Source organism: Burkholderia sp. LK4, from assembly GCF_001043615.1.
GTDB classification, from domain to species: Bacteria; Pseudomonadota; Gammaproteobacteria; order Burkholderiales; family Burkholderiaceae; genus Burkholderia; species Burkholderia cepacia.
The window spans coordinates 1-18,505 of sequence record NZ_LDUL01000113.1; the positions used below are offsets into that span (position 1 = coordinate 1).

Genomic DNA, 18,505 nt, shown 5'->3' on the forward strand with positions numbered 1-18,505 from the left:
AATGAAGCCAGCCCGCCCCCGCCCGCCTCGCCGCATCCTCGCCCGCTTCGTCGCGGTGTCGTGGCGCGACCTCGCGCTGTCGATCGGCCCCACCGTGCTGCTCGCCGCCACGGCCGTCTGGCTCGCGGTCAAGCTGATCCAGCCGGCCCCGCCGTCTACGCTCGTGATCTCGTCCGGGCCGCCCGGCAGCACGTACTGGAACGCCGCGCAGAAATACAAGACGATCCTCGCGAAGAACGGCGTCACGCTCGACGTCCAGTCGTCCGAAGGGTCCGCCCAGAACCTCGCGCGGCTGTCGAACCCGAACGCGCCGGTCGACGTCGGCTTCGTGCAGAGCGGCATCGGCCCGAAAGAGCGCGACGAGCACCTCGTGTCGCTGGGCAGCATCGGCTACGTGCCGCTCGCGATCATGTACCGCGGCCCGGTCGTCGCGCGCCTGTCCGACTTCAAGGGCAAGCGGCTCGCGCTCGGCGCGGAAGGCAGCGGCGCGCGCGAACTGAGCCTCGCGCTGCTGAAGATGAACGGCATCGTGCCGGGCGGGTCGACCGAGCTGCTGCCGACCGCCGGCGAGGATGCGGCCACCGCGCTGCTCGACGGCAAGATCGACGCGGCATTCCTGTCCGGCGACTCGACACAGATCCCGGTGATGGCGAAGCTGTTCCGCGCACCGGGCGTGCACGTGTATTCGTTCACGCAGGCCGAGGCGTATGCGCGGCGCTTCCCGTACCTGACCGCGATCACGCTGCCGATGGGCGTCTACGATCTCGGCCGCAACCTGCCGCCCGCCGACATCCACACGGTCGCGCCGACCATCGAGCTGGTCGCACGCGACTCGCTGCACCCCGCGCTGTCCGACCTGCTGATCGAGGCCGCGCGCGAGGTGCACGGCCACGCGACGATCCTGCAGCACGCGGGCGAATTCCCGTCGTCCGTCACGCGCGGCTTCCCGCTGTCCGACGACGCCGCGCGCTACTACAAATCCGGCAAGTCCTTCCTGTACCGGCGGCTGCCGTTCTGGGTCGCGAGCCTCGTCGACCGGCTGCTCGTCGTGGTCGTGCCGCTGATCGTCGTGCTGATCCCCGGGCTGCGGCTCGTGCCGTCGCTGTACGGCTGGCGCGTGCGCTCGCGCATCTACCGCTGGTACGGCGCGCTGATCGCACTCGAGCGCCGCGCGCTCGGCGAGCACACGGCCGAGGAGCGCGTGCAGTTGCTCGACGAACTCGACGACATCGAGGAAGCCGTGAACCGGATGAAGATGCCGCTCGCCTATGCGGGCCAGTTCTACGTGCTGCGCGAGCACATCGGCTTCGTGCGCGAACGGCTCACCGCGCACGACCACGACACGCCGGCCGGCCCGCCGGGCGCCGGCGGTGCGCCGCAGGCACGTGCCGACGCCGCGCCGCCGGCCGGCGCGCCCCCTCGGGCGACTCCCGGTTCCGCTTGACCGGACGATCCGCGATCATTGCCGCATGCGTGCGCCGCCGCGTAACATGGAGGCCGCCGCCAGACGCCGCACGCCCCATCCACTGGAGATCGACATGACAACCGGCCTCGATATCGCCCAGCCCGCCTGGTTCTTCGACTTCGTGTCGCCGTTCTCCTACCTGCTCCTCGAACAGCACGACAAGTGGCCGGACGTGCCGTTCGAACCCGTCGCCGTGTCGCTGCCCGACCTGCAGCGGCACTGGGGGCAACGCCCCAGCGCCGACGTGCCGGCCAAGCGCGTGTTCACGTACCGTCACGCGCTGTTCCGCGCCGAGCAGCTCGGCATCCGCTTCAAGATGCCGCCCGCTCACCCGTTCGAGTCCGACAAGGTGCTGCGCCTCGCGATCGCGCTGCGCGCCGACATCGCGACCGTGCTGGAAATGTTCCGCTTCATCTGGCGCGACGGCAACGACCCCTCGACGCCGGAAGGGTTCGCGGCATTGTGCGAGCGGGTCGGCGTCGGCCACGGCGACGAGCTGATCGAATTCGAGGAGACCGCCGCGCAACTGGCGCGCAACAACGCCGACGCGATCGCGCTCGGGGTGTTCGGCGTGCCGACGTTCTGGATGAACCGGCAGCTGTTCTGGGGCGAGGACGCGCTGCCGATGGTGCTGTACTGCGCGCGCACGCCGAACTGGCTCGAATCGCGCGAGGTCAAGCGGATCAGCGCGCTGCCGAAGGGCCGCGCGTGATGGCCGGTATCACGCACGGCAACGCGCGATTACGGTAACGTTACGCGTCACCCGAATCACCCCCACCGATGGAAGACGACGACCGTACCGCCTCGCTCGATATCTGGCTCGTGCGTGTGCTGCGCACGCTGCTGCTCGAGCGCAGCGTCACGCAGGCCGCGCTGCGCCTGAACCAGACCCAGCCCGCGATCAGCACCGCGCTGCGCAAGCTGCGCGAGACGCTGAACGACCCGATCCTCGTGCGCGGCAAATCCGGCATGGTGCCGACCGAATACGGCGCGTCGCTGCTCGAGGCCGCGCAGCGCGCACTGCGCGAGGTCGATTTCATCGCGACGCCGCACGGCGACTTCGATCCGTCGTCCGCACGGCGCACGTTCCGCGTCGCCGCGCCCGATTACCTGAACGATTTCTTCATGCCGACGCTGATCGAGCGCTTTCGCGACGCGGCGCCGCATGCGCACCTGGAAATCGATTCGCTGAATCCCGCGCTCGATCATGCGGGCGCGCTCGAATCCGGCGCGCTCGATCTCGTGATCGGCAACTGGCCGAAACCCGACCCGCAGTTCGCACGCCAGGACCTGTTCTCCGACACGATCGTGTGCCTGATGCGCGATGCGCACCCGCTCGCGCGCGGGCCGCTCACGCGCGAAGCGTACGCGTCGGCCGCGCACGTCGCGCCGACGCCGTACACCGGCGACAAACGCAACGCGATCGAGATCGGCCTTGCCCGCGCGCACCTCACGCGGCGCATCGTGACGACGCTTCCGTACTTCGGGATCGTGCCGCAGGTGCTGCTGCAATCGGACCTGATCTTCACGACGACGCGCCGCTTCGCGACGCATTATGCGCAGTTGCTGCCGCTCGTCGTCGTCACGCCGCCGGTGCCGTTTCCGCGCATCAAGAGCTACCTGCTCACGCATCCGCAACCCGACCGGCCGACCGACATCGCGTGGCTGTGCGCGCTGATGCAGAGCGTGTCCGACGAGCTGACGGTCGCCCGCGGCCGCAAGCGCTGAGCCGCGAGCGTCGAGCCTCGGCGCGGCCACTCAGGCCGTGCAGAAGGTTTCCTGCAGATGGGTCCAGCGCACGACGCCCGCCGCGTCACGTTCGAACACGGCGGTCGCGCGGCGCGCGGGCAGCTCGCCCGAGGCCGCGTGCTGCGCTTCGAGATAGGTGAGCGTCGCATGCGACGCGTCGGCCGTGAGCACGCGGGTATCCGACAGCGTGATGCGCAGCCCCGGCTTCGCGCCGGCGAGCTTCGCGAACAGCGCGCGCGTGCCGTCGTGGTCGACCTCGCGGCCGTCGGTCAGGATCATCGTGAAATCGGCGGAGAACCAAGCGAGCAGCGCGTCGAGCGCCCCGGGCGCGGTATCGGCGCCGGACAACCAGCGCTCGATGGCGACGAGGCTCGCATCGAGCGTGTCGAGATAAACCTGGTGATCGGACATGGTGCGTGCACGGTAAGGCGCGGCCCGGTGCCGCGCGTCGTCGTGCAGTGTATGCAAAAACGCGCGGCCATGCGCTGGCCGCGCCATGCTACCGCGCGCAGGACACGTCGTCCCGCGCACGCCCCGCCGCCGCGGCCTTCGCATCGGCCACCGGCATGCCCGAGCGCGCCTGCAGCAGCTCCGCGCACACGGCCACCGCGATCGCGCCCGGCGCCTTGTCGACGATGCCCGCGACGCCGATCGGGCACACCATCTCGACGAGCCGCGCTGGATCGACGCCGCGCGCGGCAAGCCGGCGTTCGAACTTCACGCGCTTGGTGCGCGAGCCGATCATCCCGAAGTACGCATAGTCGCGCCGCCGCATGATCTGCGCGGCGAGCGAGAAGTCGAGCGCGTGGTTGTGCGTCATCACGAGGAAATATGCGCCGGGCGGCGCCGCGTCGACGACGGCCTCCGGCGTGTCGGTCGGCTCCGGCTGCACGTTCGGCGGACATTCGTCCGGGAACAGCTCGTCGCGCGTGTCGACCCACTGCACGACGCACGGCAGTGCGCCGAGCAGCGTGACGAGCGCGTGACCGACGTGCCCGGCGCCGAACAGCACGATGTGCATCGGCGCCCGCGTGCCGCTCGCGCGGTTGCGCTGGCCGGTGCCCTGCGCGAACGCTTCCGGCGGCGCGGTGCGAAGCGAGCGTGCGGGGCCGTTCATGTCAGCCTCCGTCGGGCCGCCCCAAGGAGGCTGACCGCCCCCATCGGAAGCAGCGAACGAAGCGAGCACGGGAGCCGTTTCATCTCAGCCTGCCTGACCGGCGCGCGCCGCACGCACTGCGCTGACCGCGCGCAGGATCGACTCACCGGTGGCCGGCGCATCGAGCGGCGGGTTCACCTGGTAGTCGCCGACCGCGGCCACCGCGTCGCGCACCGCGAAGAACACCGAGAACGGCAGCAGCAGCGGCGGCTCGCCGACGGCCTTCGAACGGTGGATGCTGTCCTCGACGTTGCGGTTCTTGAACAGCTGCACGTTGAACTCGGGCGGCGTGTCGTTCACCGTCGGGATCTTGTACGTCGACGGCGCATGCGTCATCAGCTTGCCGCCCTTGTTCCACCACAGCTCCTCGGTCGTCAGCCAGCCCATCCCCTGGATGAACGCGCCTTCGACCTGGCCGATGTCGAGCGCCGGGTTCAGCGATGCGCCCACGTCGTGCAGCGCATCGACGCGCAGCGTGCGCATCTCCCCCGTCAGCGTGTCGATCACGACTTCCGACACGGCCGCGCCGTACGAGTAGTAGTAGAACGGCCGGCCCTGCAGCTTCGACTGATCCCAGTACAGCTTCGGCGTCGCGTAGAAACCGTCGGACCACAGCTGCACGCGCGCGAGGTACGCCTTCGCGATCACGTCGCCGAACGGCACGCCGTTGCCGCCGACCCACACGAAATCGTTGCCGAACTTCACGTCGGCCGCGTCGACCTTGCCGTCGCCGAACTGCTTCGCCGCGAACACCGCGAGCCGCTCGCGCAGCTGGCGCGCCGCATCCTGCGCGGCCTTGCCGTTCAGGTCCGAGCCCGTGGAAGCCGCCGTCGCGGACGTGTTCGCGACCTTGCTGGTGTCGGTCGCCGTCACGCGGATCCGGCCGAAGCGGATGCCGAGCTCGTGCGCGACGACCTGCGCGACCTTCGTGTTGAGCCCCTGCCCCATCTCCGTGCCGCCGTGGTTCACGAGCACCGAGCCGTCGGTATAGATGTGCACCAGCGCGCCGGCCTGGTTGAAGTGCGTGACGTTGAACGCGATGCCGAACTTCACCGGCGTGAGCGCGATGCCCTTCTTCAGCACCGTGTTGCGCGCGTTGAATTCGCGCACGCCCGCACGCCGCGCGCGGTAGTCGCTCGTCGCCTCGAGTTCGCCGAGCAGCTCCTGCAGCACGTTGTCCTCGACCGTCTGTCCGTAAGGCGTCACGTTGCGTTCGGTCTTGCCGTACAGGTTCGCGTAGCGCACGTCGAGCGGATCGCGATCGAGCGAGCGCGCGATGTCGTCGAGGATGTACTCGATCGCGAACGCGCCCTGCGGGCCGCCGAAGCCGCGGAACGCGGTGTTCGACTGCGTGTTGGTCTTGCCGCAATAGCCGGCGATGTTCACGTCGCCGAGCCAGTACGCGTTGTCGAAATGGCATACCGCGCGCGTCATCACCGGGCCCGACAGGTCGGCCGAGAAGCCGCAGCGCGACGTCATGTCGAGCGCGACGCCGTCGATGCGGCCGTCGTCGTCGTAACCGACGTCGAAGCGGTAATGGAAGTCGTGGCGCTTGCCGGTGATCATCATGTCGTCGTCGCGATCCGGACGCAGCTTCACCGGGCACAGCAGCTTCCACGCGGCGAGCGCCGCGCAGCACGCGAACAGGCCCGACTGCGATTCCTTGCCGCCGAACCCGCCGCCCATCCGGCGGCACTCGACGAGCACGTTGTGCGACGCGACGCCGAGCACGTGCGCGACGAGGTGCTGCATCTCGCTCGGGTGCTGCGTCGAGCAGTACACGTGCATCCCGTCGTCGTCCTTCGGCACCGCGTACGCGATCTGCCCTTCGAGGTAGAACTGCTCCTGGCCGCCGAGCAGCATTTCGCCCGACTCGCGATGCGGTGCGGCGGCGAGGCGCGCGGCCGCGTCGCCGCGCGCGAGCTTCAACGGCGGGATCACGTAGGTTTCGGCCGCGCGCGCTTCCTGCGCGGTGAGAATCGCCGGCAACTCCTCGTAGTCGACCTGTGCGCGGCGCGCGGCAAGCCGCGCGGTTTCATGCGACGTCGCGACGACGATGAACATCGGCTGGCCGACGAACTGCACGATGCCCTTCGCGAGCACCGGGTCGTCGTGGATGATCGGACCGCAATCGTTGACGCCCGGGATGTCGTCGGCCGTGAACACGGCGACCACGCCCGGCGTCGCGCGCACAGCGTCGAAGTTCATCGACACGATCTTCGCGTGCGGTTTCGCCGACAGGCCGAGCGCCGCGTGCAGCGTGCCCGCGACGATCGGGATGTCGTCGGTGTAGGTGGCACGTCCGCTGACGTGCAGGTGCGCGGATTCGTGCGCGCGCGAGACGTGGACCTGCGCGGCGTCGGCTTGCGGATCGAGGGTGTTCAGGAACGGTTCTGCTTGCTGGTTCATGTTCGGGGTTCTCCGTCTTCAGACGCGCGCCGCGTCGGTGCCGGTTTCGGCGGCCACTTCACGCACATTCAGGGCTTGCGGCGGCAGCGGGTCGTGCGGGCGCGTCTCCAGCCAGAATCGGTACATCAGGTTCTTCGCGGTATCGAGGCGGTACGTGCTCGTCGCGCGCATGTCGGACAGCGGCTGGTAGTCGCGCTCGAGCGCCTGCATCGCGGCCTGCGCGGTGGCTTCGTGCCATTGCGCGCCGTCGAGCACGCTCTCCGTGTGCGTCGCGCGCTTCGGCGTCGCGGCCATCCCGCCGAACGCGATGCGCGGCTCGCGGATCGTGTCGCCGTCCGCGATGAACGCAAACGCCGCGCACACGGCCGAGATGTCGGAGTCGAACCGCTTCGACAGCTTGTACGTGCGGAACTGCAGCTTCTCGCGCGCGCCGGTGCGGGTCGGCACCTTCAGGCCGACGACGAATTCGTGCGGCGCCATGTCCTTCTGCTGGTAGCCCGTGTACAGCGCCTCGAGCGGCAGCTCGCGCACCGTGTCGCCGCCGCGCAGCACCACGCGTGCGCCGAGCGCGATCAGGCCCGGCATCGAATCGCCGATCGGCGAGCCGTTCGCGACGTTACCGCCGATCGTGCCGGCGTTGCGGATCGGCAGCGACGCGAAGCGCTTCCACATTTCGGTCAACTCCGGATATGTACCGGCCAGCGCCGCATACCCGTTCTCGACCGTCACGCCCGCGCCGATCTCGATCCAGTCGTCGCCGTGCACGACGCGCTGCAGTTCGGCGATCCGTCCGACGTAGATCAGGTCGTCGAGCCGGCGCATCTGCTTCGTGACCCACAAGCCGATGTCGGTGCTGCCCGCCAGAATGGGCGCGTCGGGCCGCTCGACCTTCAGCGCGGCCAGCGCGTCGAGCGTGCGCGGCGCCGCGAAGCGCGCGCCGTCGTGCGTCGTGTAGTCGAACGTGTCGTCGCGCTTGAGCGACGCGAGCGTGCGGGCCAGCGCGGCCGTGTCGACCGGCGCCGACGGCGCCGGTGCGTCGAACATCTGCACCGCGGCATCGACGATCGGCCGGTAGCCGGTGCAGCGGCACAGGTTGCCGGTGAGCGCATCGGCGATCTCGGTGCGCGTCGGCACGTCCTTCGCCTTCGCGCACGCGCTGCCGCAGCCTTCGTGGCCGTGCTTCTCGTACAGCGCCCACATCGACATCACGAAGCCCGGCGTGCAGAACCCGCATTGCGAACCGTGGCAGTCGACCATCGCCTGCTGCACCGGATGCAGCGCGCCGTCCGGCTGACGCAGGTCCTCGACCGTCAGCAGCGCCTTGCCGTCGAGCGTCGGCAGGAACTGGATGCATGCGTTGACGGCCTTGAACTCGACCGCGCCGGTGTCGGTCAGCTCGCCGACGACGACCGTGCATGCGCCGCAGTCGCCTTCCGCGCAGCCTTCCTTGGTGCCGGTGCAATGCGCGTCCTCGCGCAGGTACTGCAGCACGGTGCGGGTGACGTCCGCGCCGCTGACTTCGCGGATCGCGTGACGATGGTAGAAGCGGATCGGCTCACTCATGTCTCGATGATTCTTCAAATGGGGGCAAGGCGGCCTGCGCAGTGCGCTCGACCGACGTTTTTCTGACAGTTTGCACGCTAACACCATCAAATTTCGCAACCCATAGCCCATCACGCATGGGGCCCATATAACTGCCGCGATATGAACGCCGGGGAACGCCCGCAGCCCTTTCCGCACGGTGCCCTGCACCCGTTCCCGACGCCTTCAACACCGTCCTGCATCGTCAAAAACGGGGTGCGACTAACTAAATGGTACCTGCGTGAAAACCGGTTCCATGGGAAAATCCCGATTCCCTTTTTCGCCGTCTTCCGCTCGCTTCGCTCATTCGTTCCGACCCCATGTCAACAGATTCCGCCACACCGCCGCGCAGCGGGTTCGCGGTCACGCTGCAAATCGTGTCCGTCGTCTGCTTCACGTTCATCTGCTACCTGACCATCGGCCTGCCGCTCGCGGTGCTGCCGGGCTTCGTCCATGACGACCTCGGTTTTTCCGCGATCGTCGCGGGCGGCGCGATCAGCGTCCAGTATTTCGCGACGCTCGCGTCGCGGCCGCTCGCCGGGCGCTTTGCCGATACGCTCGGGCCGAAGCAGACGGTGCTGCGCGGGCTGGTCGGCTGCGGAGTGTCGGGCGTGCTGCTGCTCGTCGCGCTGCTGCTGGCCCACTGGCCGGTCGCGAGCCTCGTGCTGCTGGTCGCGAGCCGTCTCGTGCTCGGCGTCGGCGAGAGCCTGTGCGGCACCGGTGCGATCCTGTGGGGCATCGGCCGGGTCGGCGTCACGCACAACGCGAAGGTCATCTCGTGGAACGGGATCGCCACCTACGGCGCACTCGCGCTCGGCGCGCCGGTCGGCGTCGCGATCGCGCATACGCTGAATCCGGCGCTGATCGGCGTGATCGTGATCGCGCTCGCCGCGGCCGGCTTCTATCTCGCGCGCCTGATCGATTCCGTGCCGCTCGTGCACGGCGAACGGATGTCGTATGCGAGCGTGTTCACGCGCGTGCTGCCGCACGGCCTCGGCCTCGCGCTCGGCTCGGCCGGCTTCGGCTCGATCGCCACCTTCGTCACGCTGTACTACGCGGCGCGCCACTGGCCGAACGCCGCGCTGTCGCTGACCGTGTTCGGCACGCTGTTCATCGGTGCGCGCCTGCTGTTCGCGAACACGATCAAGACGTACGGCGGCTTCCGCGTCGCGATCGTGTCGTTCGCGTTCGAATGCTCGGGCCTCGTGCTGCTGTGGCTCGCGCCGGTGCCGCATGTCGCGCTCGTCGGCGCCGCGCTGACGGGTTTCGGCTTCGCGCTGATCTTCCCGGCACTCGGCGTCGAGGCCGTCGCGCTCGTGCCGCCCGCGAGCCGCGGCGCGGCGCTGTCCGCGTACTCGGTGTTCCTCGACCTGTCGCTCGGCATCACGGGCCCCCTCGCCGGCTATGTCGCGGGCGCGTTCGGTTATCCGCAGGTGTTCCTGTTCGCGGCGGTGGCCGCCGCCGCGGGCGTCGCGCTGTCGATGGTGCTGTACCAGCGGCAGGCGCGGGTTGCGGGGAGCGGCGCGGCGGCATGAGCGCCCGGGCCGCGGGATATCGCGCGAGCCCTCCTTCCGGCGAAAGCCGCGCGGGGCCATTCGTCGGCGTCCGGTGAGACACGGCTTGACGTGACTTAACGCGGCAGTATGTTGAAGTCCCGCAGCACGCGGGCCGCGTCGACGTGGCGCCGGAACGGCACGGCGCGCTCGAGCGTGAGCTTCGGTTCGGCACGATCGAAAAGCACGAGCGCTTCCGACGTGTTGAGATGGCGTGACATATACAGAAAACCGTCGACCCGGCGGCCATGCCCGTGCACGGCGAGCGACCATTGCTGCGGGATGCCGTACGGTACGACGGTCGACAGCGCGCCGTCGCCGCCAAGGTTTTTCAGCGGCAAGCCGTGCAGGACGGCCACCGTCAGCGGCGAGCCGGTAAACGACAGCACGAAGCGCTCGAGCTCCGTCGTCACGAGCGGAAAGCCGCCAGCGGCGAGATCGGCGACTTCGTCGTGCAGCACCGTCTCGGCGAACGCACAGTGCAGGTCGAAACCGAAATAGCTGGTGCCATACCGGCGCCGCTTGCGCGGGTCGTCGAAACGGTTGCCGCCCGACTTGCCGAAGTACGGCTCGCCCGTCTCGTACCGGGAAACGCGCACCAGCGCCGCCGGCGGAATCGTCCGCGTAACCAGCGTCGCATTCGCGAAGTGTTCGCTCGGCGGCCTCAACGTCAACCGCGCCTCCTAGCGTTCCGCGAACGCCGCCGCGGCACGCTCGACCTCGGCAAGCTTCCCCTGCGACAGCGCCTTCAGCGGCGTGACATTGCCGAGGGACGCCTTGGGCGTCGTGAAGAATTGCCATTTGCTCCACCCCGGCAACCCACCGAGGCATTGCGTCACCTTTCCGAGCGTCTTGCGATCGATATCGCCCGTCAGATAAAAGGCCGGGTAGTACTGCGCCGCCCCCACGTCGACCGCGAAGATGCGCCCCGACACGACCGCCTTGCTGAGCGCCTGCCGTGTCATGCCGAGCCCTGCCCAGATCTCCGCGGCCGGCAGCAGCGCGCCCTTCGCGACGAGCGCCCGCCGTTCGGCCAGCGCACGCTGCTCGAAATCGGCGGCCGCGGCATCCGCGCGGGCCACCGGCCTCGCAGGCGGTTTCCTGCGAACGGACGGTTGTCTGTCGCGGGTCGCGGCGGCAGCGATGCCGAACGTGATCGTGCCGGCCAGATCGATGACCTGGGCGATACCGACCTTGAACAAGTGCCCCAGCTGTTCGTCCGACAGCCTGAGCAGCGCCCGGGCCCGATCAGGCCCGAGCATGGTCGCGGCGCCGACGGCGCTGCGCAGCGCCTCCTCGGTCTCGACATCGAGAACCGCAGCCGCGCCTTCAAGCGCATGAGCCTGCCTGACCATCGCTACCTCCTCGCACGACCGGAAGCTCGAGAGTAGGCCCGATTCGAAACCAAGTCAACCATGACAACCAAACTGACGAGCGGGCAGGCGACATCGGGCAGCCCCCTCATCCGTCACGCCGTCCTCGGAAACAGCCTCCGCGTCAGGTCGAACGCGACCAGGTTGCCAGCCACCACCAGCAGCAGCCCGACCACCGCGAGCGGCGACCACTGGTAATCCTCGAACACCGTCGACACCGCCAGCGCGACGATCGAGAACAGCACCGTGCAGTACGCGGCACGCTCCGGCCCGATCCGGCCGACAAGGGTCAGATAGGCGGTGAAACCGATCACCGAGCCCGGCACGGCCAGGTAGACGAGCGCGCCGAGATAACGCGGGCTCGTGTCGAGCGTGAACGGCAAGCCGGCCGCTGCGCTGCCGACGGTCAGGATCGCCGCGCCGATCAGCATCGCCCAGCCGTTGGTCGCGAGCGGGTGCAGCCCCATCGACTGCATCCGGCTCGACAGCAGGTTGCCGGCCGAGAAGCACATCGTGCCCGCCAGCGCGATCGCGAGCCCCGTCCAGGTCGCGTGGTCGTCGAGATGGCCGGCCATCTGCTGCCAGAACAGGCACGCGATGCCGGTCAGACCGAGCAGCGCGCCGGCGATCGCCGACGGCCGCAGCGGGCGGCCCATGAACAGCCGGCCGTTGATCGAATTCAACAGCGGCGCGGTCGAGAAGATCACCGCGACGAGGCCGCTCGGCACGACCTGTTCCGCGTAGTAGAAGCACAGGAAGTTCAGGCAGAACAGCGCGAAGCCCTGCGCCAGCAGGAAACGCCACGCTTCGCGCGGCGGGCGCACCGGCCGGCGCATCACGCGCAGCAGCGCGAACAGCACGGCGGCCGCGAGCCAGAAGCGCCATGCGATCGACACGGGCGGCGGCACGGAGCCGAGCTGCCACTTGATCGCGATCCAGGTGGTGCCCCAGATCAGCACGGTGACGAAATAAAGCGACAGGTTCATGGCGGCGACGATCCAAAAAGACGGGTGAAACGGGACTCCGACTATGCCGCCGCCCAACGCGCGCCGATTGTCCGGAATTGCTGTCTTTTTCGGGCCGCCGCCCGCGGCGCCGCCCGCCCGCTTATACTCGGCCCATCATGAGCCTCACCCTTTCCGCGCCCCCCATCGACCACCCCGCCGCCCTGGCCGGCGGCGATCTGCCGTTCGGCCTGCAGTCGGTCTGCCGCACGCTCGCCGACGCGAACGCGACGCTTGAGCGCTTCGCGTGGCTCGGCGACCATCTCGCAATCGCCGAATGGACGCGGATCACCGACGAAAGCGAGACGATCTACGAGCAGCCGGGCCACCACACGCTGTCGTGCTACCTCGACGGCGGCTACCAGACGGAACGCCAGCGCGTGCCGCGCTACGGTGCGCCGAGCCTGCTGTGCGCGCTGCCCGGCGACCACGAATCACGCTGGTGGGTGCGCGGCGAGATGCACTTCATCCACCTGTATTTCCTGCCCGAGCACTTCACGCAGCGCGCGATCCGCGAACTCGACCGCGAGCCGCGCGAGCTGAAGCTCGCCGACCGCACCTACTTCGAGGATGCGCGCGTCGCCGCCCTGCTGCGCTCGCTCGCGCTGGACGGCTGGGACGATGCCGACGAGCGGCTGCGCGTGAACGAGACCGCACACGAGGTGCTGAGCCTGCTGCTGCGCGGGCAGAGCACGACCCGCACCGACACGTCGTTCCGCGGCGGGCTCGCGCCGGCCGTGCGCCGCCGCGTGCGCGACTACATCGACACGTACCTGACGCAACCGCTGACGCTCGGTGAACTCGCCGACGTCGCCGCGCTATCCGAGTACCACTTCTCGCGGATGTTCCGGTTGTCGTTCGGCCGGGCGCCGCACGCGTGGGTGGCCGAGCAACGGCTGGCGCGGGCGCGCGAGCTGTTGCGCACGACGGCGCTGCCGCTCGCGCAGATCGCGGCCGACTGCGGCTATGCGAACGCCGGCCACTTCAGCCATCGCTTCCGCGACGCTCACGGTACGACGCCGAATACCTACCGGCGTGCGATGCAGGGCCGCTGAGCGCGGCCCCGTCGCCGCTTACGCGCCGCGCCGCGACAGTTCCTGTTCGAGCGCCGCGACGCCGGCCGGCAGGTCGACCGGCACCTTCAGGTCGACCATCGTGCGGCCGAACGCATGCAGCGTCCGGAACAGGTTGTGTTCACGGCACTGCTCGCCCATCTGTCCGATCCGCACGATCGGCAACCCGAACGAGCCCGAGATCTCGACCTGGTACTGCTTCGAGATGTGGCCGCAGACCATCCCCGGCGTCAGCCCTTCCGGCGTCTCGATCCCGACGACCGAGTTCAGCCGGCAATCCTTCGGCGCATAGAGCTTGAGCCCCATCGACTCGACGCCTGCCTGCAGCGCAAGCGAGCAGCGCAGGTGGCGCGCGAAGCGGCTTTCGAGCGTCTCCGCGCAGACGAGCCGCAGCGCTTCGTGCAGCGCGAGCACGCCCGACACGGGCGCCGTGTAGTGATAGCCCGCGTTGTGCCAGAAATTCTCCGCGAGCGCCATGTCGAGGCACCAGTGCGCGTTCGGTTCGGGGCGCTGCTTCATCCGGTTCCACGCGGCGTCGGAGAACGCGATCAGCGACACGCCGGGAATCGACGACAGTCCTTTCTGGCCGCCGGTGATCACCGCGTCGATGCCCCACGCGTCCATCTCGAGCGGCATCGTCGACAGCGTGCACACCGCGTCGACCACGACCAGCGCACCGGCCGCCTTCGCGAGCGCCGCGATGTCGCGCAGGTCGCGGTTCCACACGGTGTTCGACGTCTCGCCCTGCACGATCGTGACGATCTCGGGCCGCTCGCGCGCGATGGCATCCGCGATCTCGTCGAGGCTCGCGACCGCGCGATCGGCCACTTCGAGCGTCGCGACGTCGGCGCCGACGCGCGTGGCCATCTCGGCCATCCGCGCGCTGAAGAAGCCATTGCGAATCGACAGCACGCGGGTACCGCGCCACGCGAGGTTCGAGATCGCCATTTCCATCGCGGCCGAACCGGGGCCCGCGACGCCGAGCACCCACTTCGTGCGGGTCTGGAACACGTAGCGCGCCATCTCCTTCACCTGCTCGATGATCTTCGCCATCGTCGCGCCGAGGTGGTTGATCACGATCGTGTTCGCCTTCGCGACGGCGGCCGGGATCGGAACCGGGCCGGCCCCCATCATCAGCAGCGGTTCTTCGGGCAGGATCGCGTCGAGCGGCACGACGACGGGACAGGGAATCGGCGAGTAATCGATGGACATGGCGGGTAAAAGGTGAGGAAAGGAAGTGCACGGACGCTCGCCGCGCTGCATGGCGAACTGATCGATCATTCCGTGTTCCGCCGCCTCGCGCAAGAGGCACGCACGGACGGACAGCGCAACGCTGGCCCGGTCGCCGGACCGGGCCAGCCAGCCGTGCGCGTGCCGCACGCCAGCCATTCGAAATGAGAAACGATTGCGGGCGAGGTTGTGAAACGGTTCCATTGGTACGCCAAGCGCACGATTTTCTCCGTCAATAACACCGTGATTCGTCGAAACCGCCGGTTCAACGCAACTTCTGCATCAAAAAAATAGACCGAATCCGCCCTAAAAATCGCCTCATGGAATCCGGCACGCAAAATCGACGTGCCGCCCCAAAAAACATCCATTACCTCTGCATGTATTGGGGTACGCTTCCCTTCAATACCGGAGCAAGTGCACCAGAATTGCCGACAACCCTTTGATTGACATAGGAAATACCAGAAACCCGGCGCTTGCTCTAATACCCTGCCGCCTTTGAACGGCAGGCATCGATACAGCACCGTGTTTAACGCGTTACTCCCTATTTCGATTTTCCGCAACCCGCCCCTTTTCGCAGGTTGACGGATATCGCTTCTGTATTGAACAATCATCTGCGGAATCGAAAAAAACGATTTTTCGATACGAAGGAAAACTGGGTGCCGCGCGATACGCTTTCGAGGTTGCGCGGCGAAAAGCGTCAACCATAATCAATCAACCGGGCCAGAAATACGCAAGCCATGAACCAGATTCAGACCATGCGTGTATTCGTCTGCGTCGCCGAGCAGCAGAGCTTTCGGCGCGCGGCGCACCATCTCGGCGTGTCCAATGCACTCGTCACGCGTTCGATCGCGATGCTCGAGGGCCACCTGAACACACGGCTGATCCACCGCACCACGCGCAACCTGTCGCTTACCGAGGCCGGCGTGCGCTACCTCGACGGGTGCCGTGCGCTGCTCGAGGAATTCGACCACCTCGAATCGTCCGTCGCGCATGCCGTGCGCGAACCGGCCGGCACGCTGCGCGTCGTCGCGTCGGGCCTGCTGTCGCCGCTTGCACTGACGCCGCTCGTCAGCAGCTTCCGGCACCGCTACCCCGAGTTGCGCGTGCAGCTGACCGTCTCCGAGGGGCCGCTCGACGTGCTCGATTCGGGTTACGACGTCGGCATCGTCACGGGCAACCGGCTCGACGGCAACCCGACGCTGATCGGCCACGCGCTCGCGCCGAACCCGTTCGTCGCGTGCGCGGCACCGGCCTATCTCGAGCGACGCGGCGAGCCGCGCTTGCCCGACGACCTGCCGGGCCACGACTGGGTCACGCTCGCATCGCACCAGCATGCGCCCGCGTGGCAACTGGTCGGCCACGACGGCATCGCGCATTCCGTCACGGTGCGCCCGACCTGCACGGTCAACCAGCTCGCGCTCGTCCAGGCGGCGGCCGTGGCCGGCGCCGGCATCGCGGTGCTGCCCGAGCCGTGCGTCGCAGGCGCGCTCGCGAGCGGCACGCTCGTGCGGCTGATGGCCGGCTACCGGATCGACGATCCCGACACGCAACTGTCGCTCGTCTACCCGAACCGCCAGTACGTGCCGGCCCGCACGCGCAGCTTCGTCGAGCACGCGCTCGATCACTTCAGTGCGCAGCCGGCCCGCGAACGAACCGACTACGGCTTCCTGCGGCCGCCGCGCGGGCCCGACCGCTCCGACATCGTCACGGGCCTGCAGTAAACTGCGCGCGTCAGCCTTCGGAGATGCAGCGTGCGCGTGATCCTGTTCAGCAGCCGGCAGTACGACGACGATTCGTTCGCTGCCGCCAACCGGCAGTTCGGCTATCGGCTGCACTTCCAGCCGTCGCACCTCGACGCGGAAACCGCGATCCTCGCGCACGGTTATGAGGTCGTCTGCCCGTTCGTCAACGACACCGTCGACGCGGCCGTGCTCGCGCGGCTGGCCGACGGCGGCACGCGCCTGATCGCGCTGCGCTCGGCGGGCTTCAACCATGTCGACCTGGCCGCCGCCGAGCGGCTCGGCATCACGGTCGTGCGCGTGCCCGCCTATTCGCCGCACGCGGTGGCCGAGCACGCGGTCGCGCTGATCCTCGCGCTCAACCGCCGCCTGCCGCGCGCGGTCGCGCGCACCCGCGAAGGCGACTTCTCGCTGAACGGCCTGCTCGGCTTCGACTTGCACGGCAAGACCGTCGGCGTGATCGGTACCGGCATCATCGGCAGCGTATTCGCGAAGATCATGATGGGCTTCGGGATGCATGTGCTCGCGCACTCGGTGCCGCCGTACAACGACGAACTGATCGCGTTCGGCGCGCGTTATGTCGAGCTCGACGAACTGCTGCACCACGCCGACATCGTCAGCCTGCACTGCCCGCTGCTGCCGTCGACGCACCACCTGATCAACGAACGGACGCTCGCGCGGATGAAGCATGGCGCGATGCTGATCAACACCGGGCGCGGCGGCCTCGTCGATGCGCAGGCGCTGGTCGATGCGCTCAAGAGCGGCCAGCTCGGCCATCTCGGGCTCGACGTGTACGAAGAGGAAAGCGGGCTCTTCTTCGAGGATCACTCCGACCTGCCGCTGCAGGACGACGTGCTCGCCCGCCTGCTGACGTTCCCCAACGTGATCGTCACGTCCCACCAGGCGTTCTTCACGCGCGAAGCGCTGGCCGAGATCGCGCACACGACACTGCTGAACATCGAGGCGTGGCATGCGGGCACGCCGCAGAACGTCGTGACCGCGAATCGCTGACAAACCGACGAAAACGGCTCATTTGACGGTTGCCGGCGCTGCCGCAATCGTTTGCTTGTGGCCATCGCTGCAAACGAAGCGCGCTTCATCAACAATTTCGTGCTTTGTTTCGACTGATGCAACGATTCCGGCGCGCCGTCTGCTATCGTTGCGCCGACGTTATCCCGCCCCTCCCGCTCATGCGTTTCGACGATTCCGACATCGCCGCCGTCTACCGCGCCATTTTCGAACGGCGCGACATGCGCCACTTCACGCCGGCGCCCGTCGATCCCGCCGTGCTCGCGCGCCTGCTGCGCGCGGCGCATCACGCGCCGAGCGTCGGCTTCATGCAGCCGTGGCGCTTCATCCGCATCACCGATCCCGCGCTGCGCACCGCGATCCACGCGCTGGTCGAGGCCGAGCGCCGCGCGACCGCCGACGCACTCGGCGAGCGCCAGGACGAATTCATGCGGCTGAAAGTCGAAGGCGTGCGCGAATGCGGCGAGCTGCTGGTCGTCGCGCTCGCCGACGGCCGCGAGCGCCATGTGTTCGGCCGCCGCACGCTGCCGGAAATGGATCTCGCATCCGCCGCGTGCGCGATCCAGAACATGTGGCTCGCGGCCCGCGCCGAAGGGCTCGGGATGGGCTGGGTCTCGCTGTTCGACGTCGACGCGCTGCGCGCGCTGCTGCGCATGCCCGACGGCGCGAAGCCGATTGCCGTGCTGTGCGTCGGGCACGTCGACGCGTTCTATGCGAAACCGATGCTCGAGCAGGAGCGTTGGGCCGCACGGATGCCGATCGAAGCGTGCCTGTTCGAAAACGGCTGGGACGATCCGGCCCCGATCGATGCCGCCGGCACGCCTTCGACGCCTTCGTCGCGCGCGGACGCGACAGCGGGCACCGGCACGGCCTCCGGCTCCGCAAGCACCCCGGGGGCGCCGATCACGAGCGTCGACGGCTCCCCCGGACGCATCGCCTGACGTGTACGCGGTCGCCGGCATCGCGCCGGCACCGGCACATTCACCCCAGAAAACCCCGTTGAATCCCACACTGTGAGCTTCACGCGCGCAGCCTCGTCGCACGCCGGCAACATCCGTTTTGGCCCCAAGCATAGGGGTTTTCACTGAAGTAGAATCGCGGCTGTCGTTCGCCTTCCCGCCCGCCCGTCCCGCGCATCCTGCGC

The 18,505-nt window shown here is 68.5% G+C and carries 17 protein-coding genes; 8 read left to right on the forward strand and 9 right to left on the reverse strand.

Annotation, left to right across the window (positions count from 1 at the left end; genetic code table 11):
• The first annotated feature begins 1 nt into the window (after position 1).
• The 3 genes from VK92_RS37530 to VK92_RS37540 all read left to right on the forward strand — a co-directional run bounded on the left by VK92_RS37530 (position 2) and on the right by VK92_RS37540 (position 3,193).
• Complete coding sequence (locus VK92_RS37530; RefSeq protein WP_048029112.1) at positions 2–1,444, forward strand: TAXI family TRAP transporter solute-binding subunit; 1,443 nt, start codon at positions 2–4, stop codon at positions 1,442–1,444.
• 94 nt (positions 1,445–1,538) lie between these two features.
• The gene (locus VK92_RS37535) at positions 1,539–2,177 is read left to right on the forward strand and encodes a DsbA family protein (protein WP_021157130.1); all 639 of its coding nucleotides are present in this window, start codon (positions 1,539–1,541) and stop codon (positions 2,175–2,177) included.
• A gap of 68 nt (positions 2,178–2,245) precedes the next feature.
• Complete coding sequence (locus tag VK92_RS37540; RefSeq protein ID WP_021157131.1) at positions 2,246–3,193, forward strand: LysR family transcriptional regulator; 948 nt, start codon at positions 2,246–2,248, stop codon at positions 3,191–3,193.
• Positions 3,194–3,223: 30 nt separating this feature from the next.
• Here the strand turns inward: VK92_RS37540 and VK92_RS37545 are convergent, their stop codons facing one another.
• From VK92_RS37545 to xdhA, 4 genes are all read right to left on the reverse strand, one after another.
• Positions 3,224–3,625 (reverse strand): nuclear transport factor 2 family protein, encoded by a 402-nt coding sequence (locus VK92_RS37545; protein ID WP_021157132.1) that lies wholly within the window; start codon positions 3,623–3,625, stop codon positions 3,224–3,226.
• An 88-nt stretch (positions 3,626–3,713) separates the two neighbouring features.
• Positions 3,714–4,331, reverse strand: coding sequence for a xanthine dehydrogenase accessory protein XdhC (gene xdhC / locus VK92_RS37550; RefSeq protein WP_048023658.1), 618 nt, complete (start codon positions 4,329–4,331; stop codon positions 3,714–3,716).
• A gap of 84 nt (positions 4,332–4,415) precedes the next feature.
• Complete coding sequence (xdhB, locus tag VK92_RS37555) at positions 4,416–6,779, reverse strand: xanthine dehydrogenase molybdopterin binding subunit (RefSeq protein ID WP_048023660.1); 2,364 nt, start codon at positions 6,777–6,779, stop codon at positions 4,416–4,418.
• A gap of 18 nt (positions 6,780–6,797) precedes the next feature.
• Positions 6,798–8,342 carry a xanthine dehydrogenase small subunit gene (xdhA, locus tag VK92_RS37560; protein ID WP_048023661.1) on the reverse strand — a complete coding sequence of 515 codons (1,545 nt, stop codon included), beginning with the start codon at positions 8,340–8,342 and terminating at the stop codon, positions 6,798–6,800.
• Positions 8,343–8,680: 338 nt separating this feature from the next.
• Here xdhA and VK92_RS37565 point away from each other — a divergent pair, with 338 nt between their 5' ends.
• Positions 8,681–9,895 (forward strand): MFS transporter, encoded by a 1,215-nt coding sequence (locus tag VK92_RS37565; RefSeq protein ID WP_048023662.1) that lies wholly within the window; start codon positions 8,681–8,683, stop codon positions 9,893–9,895.
• 95 nt (positions 9,896–9,990) lie between these two features.
• Here the strand turns inward: VK92_RS37565 and VK92_RS37570 are convergent, their stop codons facing one another.
• From VK92_RS37570 to VK92_RS37580, 3 genes are all read right to left on the reverse strand, one after another.
• Positions 9,991–10,587 carry an RES family NAD+ phosphorylase gene (locus tag VK92_RS37570; protein ID WP_048023663.1) on the reverse strand — a complete coding sequence of 199 codons (597 nt, stop codon included), beginning with the start codon at positions 10,585–10,587 and terminating at the stop codon, positions 9,991–9,993.
• Positions 10,588–10,596: 9 nt separating this feature from the next.
• Positions 10,597–11,268 (reverse strand): hypothetical protein, encoded by a 672-nt coding sequence (locus VK92_RS37575; RefSeq protein WP_048023664.1) that lies wholly within the window; start codon positions 11,266–11,268, stop codon positions 10,597–10,599.
• Between the two features lie 113 nt (positions 11,269–11,381).
• On the reverse strand, positions 11,382–12,272 hold the full coding sequence (locus VK92_RS37580; protein ID WP_048023665.1) for a DMT family transporter: 891 nt from the start codon (positions 12,270–12,272) through the stop codon (positions 11,382–11,384).
• A gap of 137 nt (positions 12,273–12,409) precedes the next feature.
• Between VK92_RS37580 and VK92_RS37585 the strand changes: the two genes are divergently transcribed.
• Positions 12,410–13,345 carry an AraC family transcriptional regulator gene (locus VK92_RS37585; protein WP_021157141.1) on the forward strand — a complete coding sequence of 312 codons (936 nt, stop codon included), beginning with the start codon at positions 12,410–12,412 and terminating at the stop codon, positions 13,343–13,345.
• 18 nt (positions 13,346–13,363) lie between these two features.
• Here the strand turns inward: VK92_RS37585 and VK92_RS37590 are convergent, their stop codons facing one another.
• Both VK92_RS37590 and VK92_RS42285 read right to left on the reverse strand, forming a co-directional pair.
• Positions 13,364–14,575, reverse strand: coding sequence for a pyridoxal-phosphate-dependent aminotransferase family protein (locus VK92_RS37590; RefSeq protein ID WP_027788247.1), 1,212 nt, complete (start codon positions 14,573–14,575; stop codon positions 13,364–13,366).
• A 65-nt stretch (positions 14,576–14,640) separates the two neighbouring features.
• Positions 14,641–15,294 carry a hypothetical protein gene (locus VK92_RS42285; RefSeq protein ID WP_156187226.1) on the reverse strand — a complete coding sequence of 218 codons (654 nt, stop codon included), beginning with the start codon at positions 15,292–15,294 and terminating at the stop codon, positions 14,641–14,643.
• Positions 15,295–15,330: 36 nt separating this feature from the next.
• Between VK92_RS42285 and VK92_RS37595 the strand changes: the two genes are divergently transcribed.
• The 3 genes from VK92_RS37595 (at position 15,331) to bluB (ending at position 18,302) form a co-directional block, all read left to right on the forward strand.
• A complete protein-coding gene (locus tag VK92_RS37595; protein ID WP_021157144.1) occupies positions 15,331–16,314 on the forward strand; it encodes a LysR family transcriptional regulator in 984 nt (327 codons plus the stop codon).
• 30 nt (positions 16,315–16,344) lie between these two features.
• On the forward strand, positions 16,345–17,343 hold the full coding sequence (locus tag VK92_RS37600; protein WP_048023666.1) for a 2-hydroxyacid dehydrogenase: 999 nt from the start codon (positions 16,345–16,347) through the stop codon (positions 17,341–17,343).
• A gap of 179 nt (positions 17,344–17,522) precedes the next feature.
• Positions 17,523–18,302 carry a 5,6-dimethylbenzimidazole synthase gene (gene bluB, locus VK92_RS37605; RefSeq protein WP_048029110.1) on the forward strand — a complete coding sequence of 260 codons (780 nt, stop codon included), beginning with the start codon at positions 17,523–17,525 and terminating at the stop codon, positions 18,300–18,302.
• Positions 18,303–18,505: the final 203 nt, after the last annotated feature.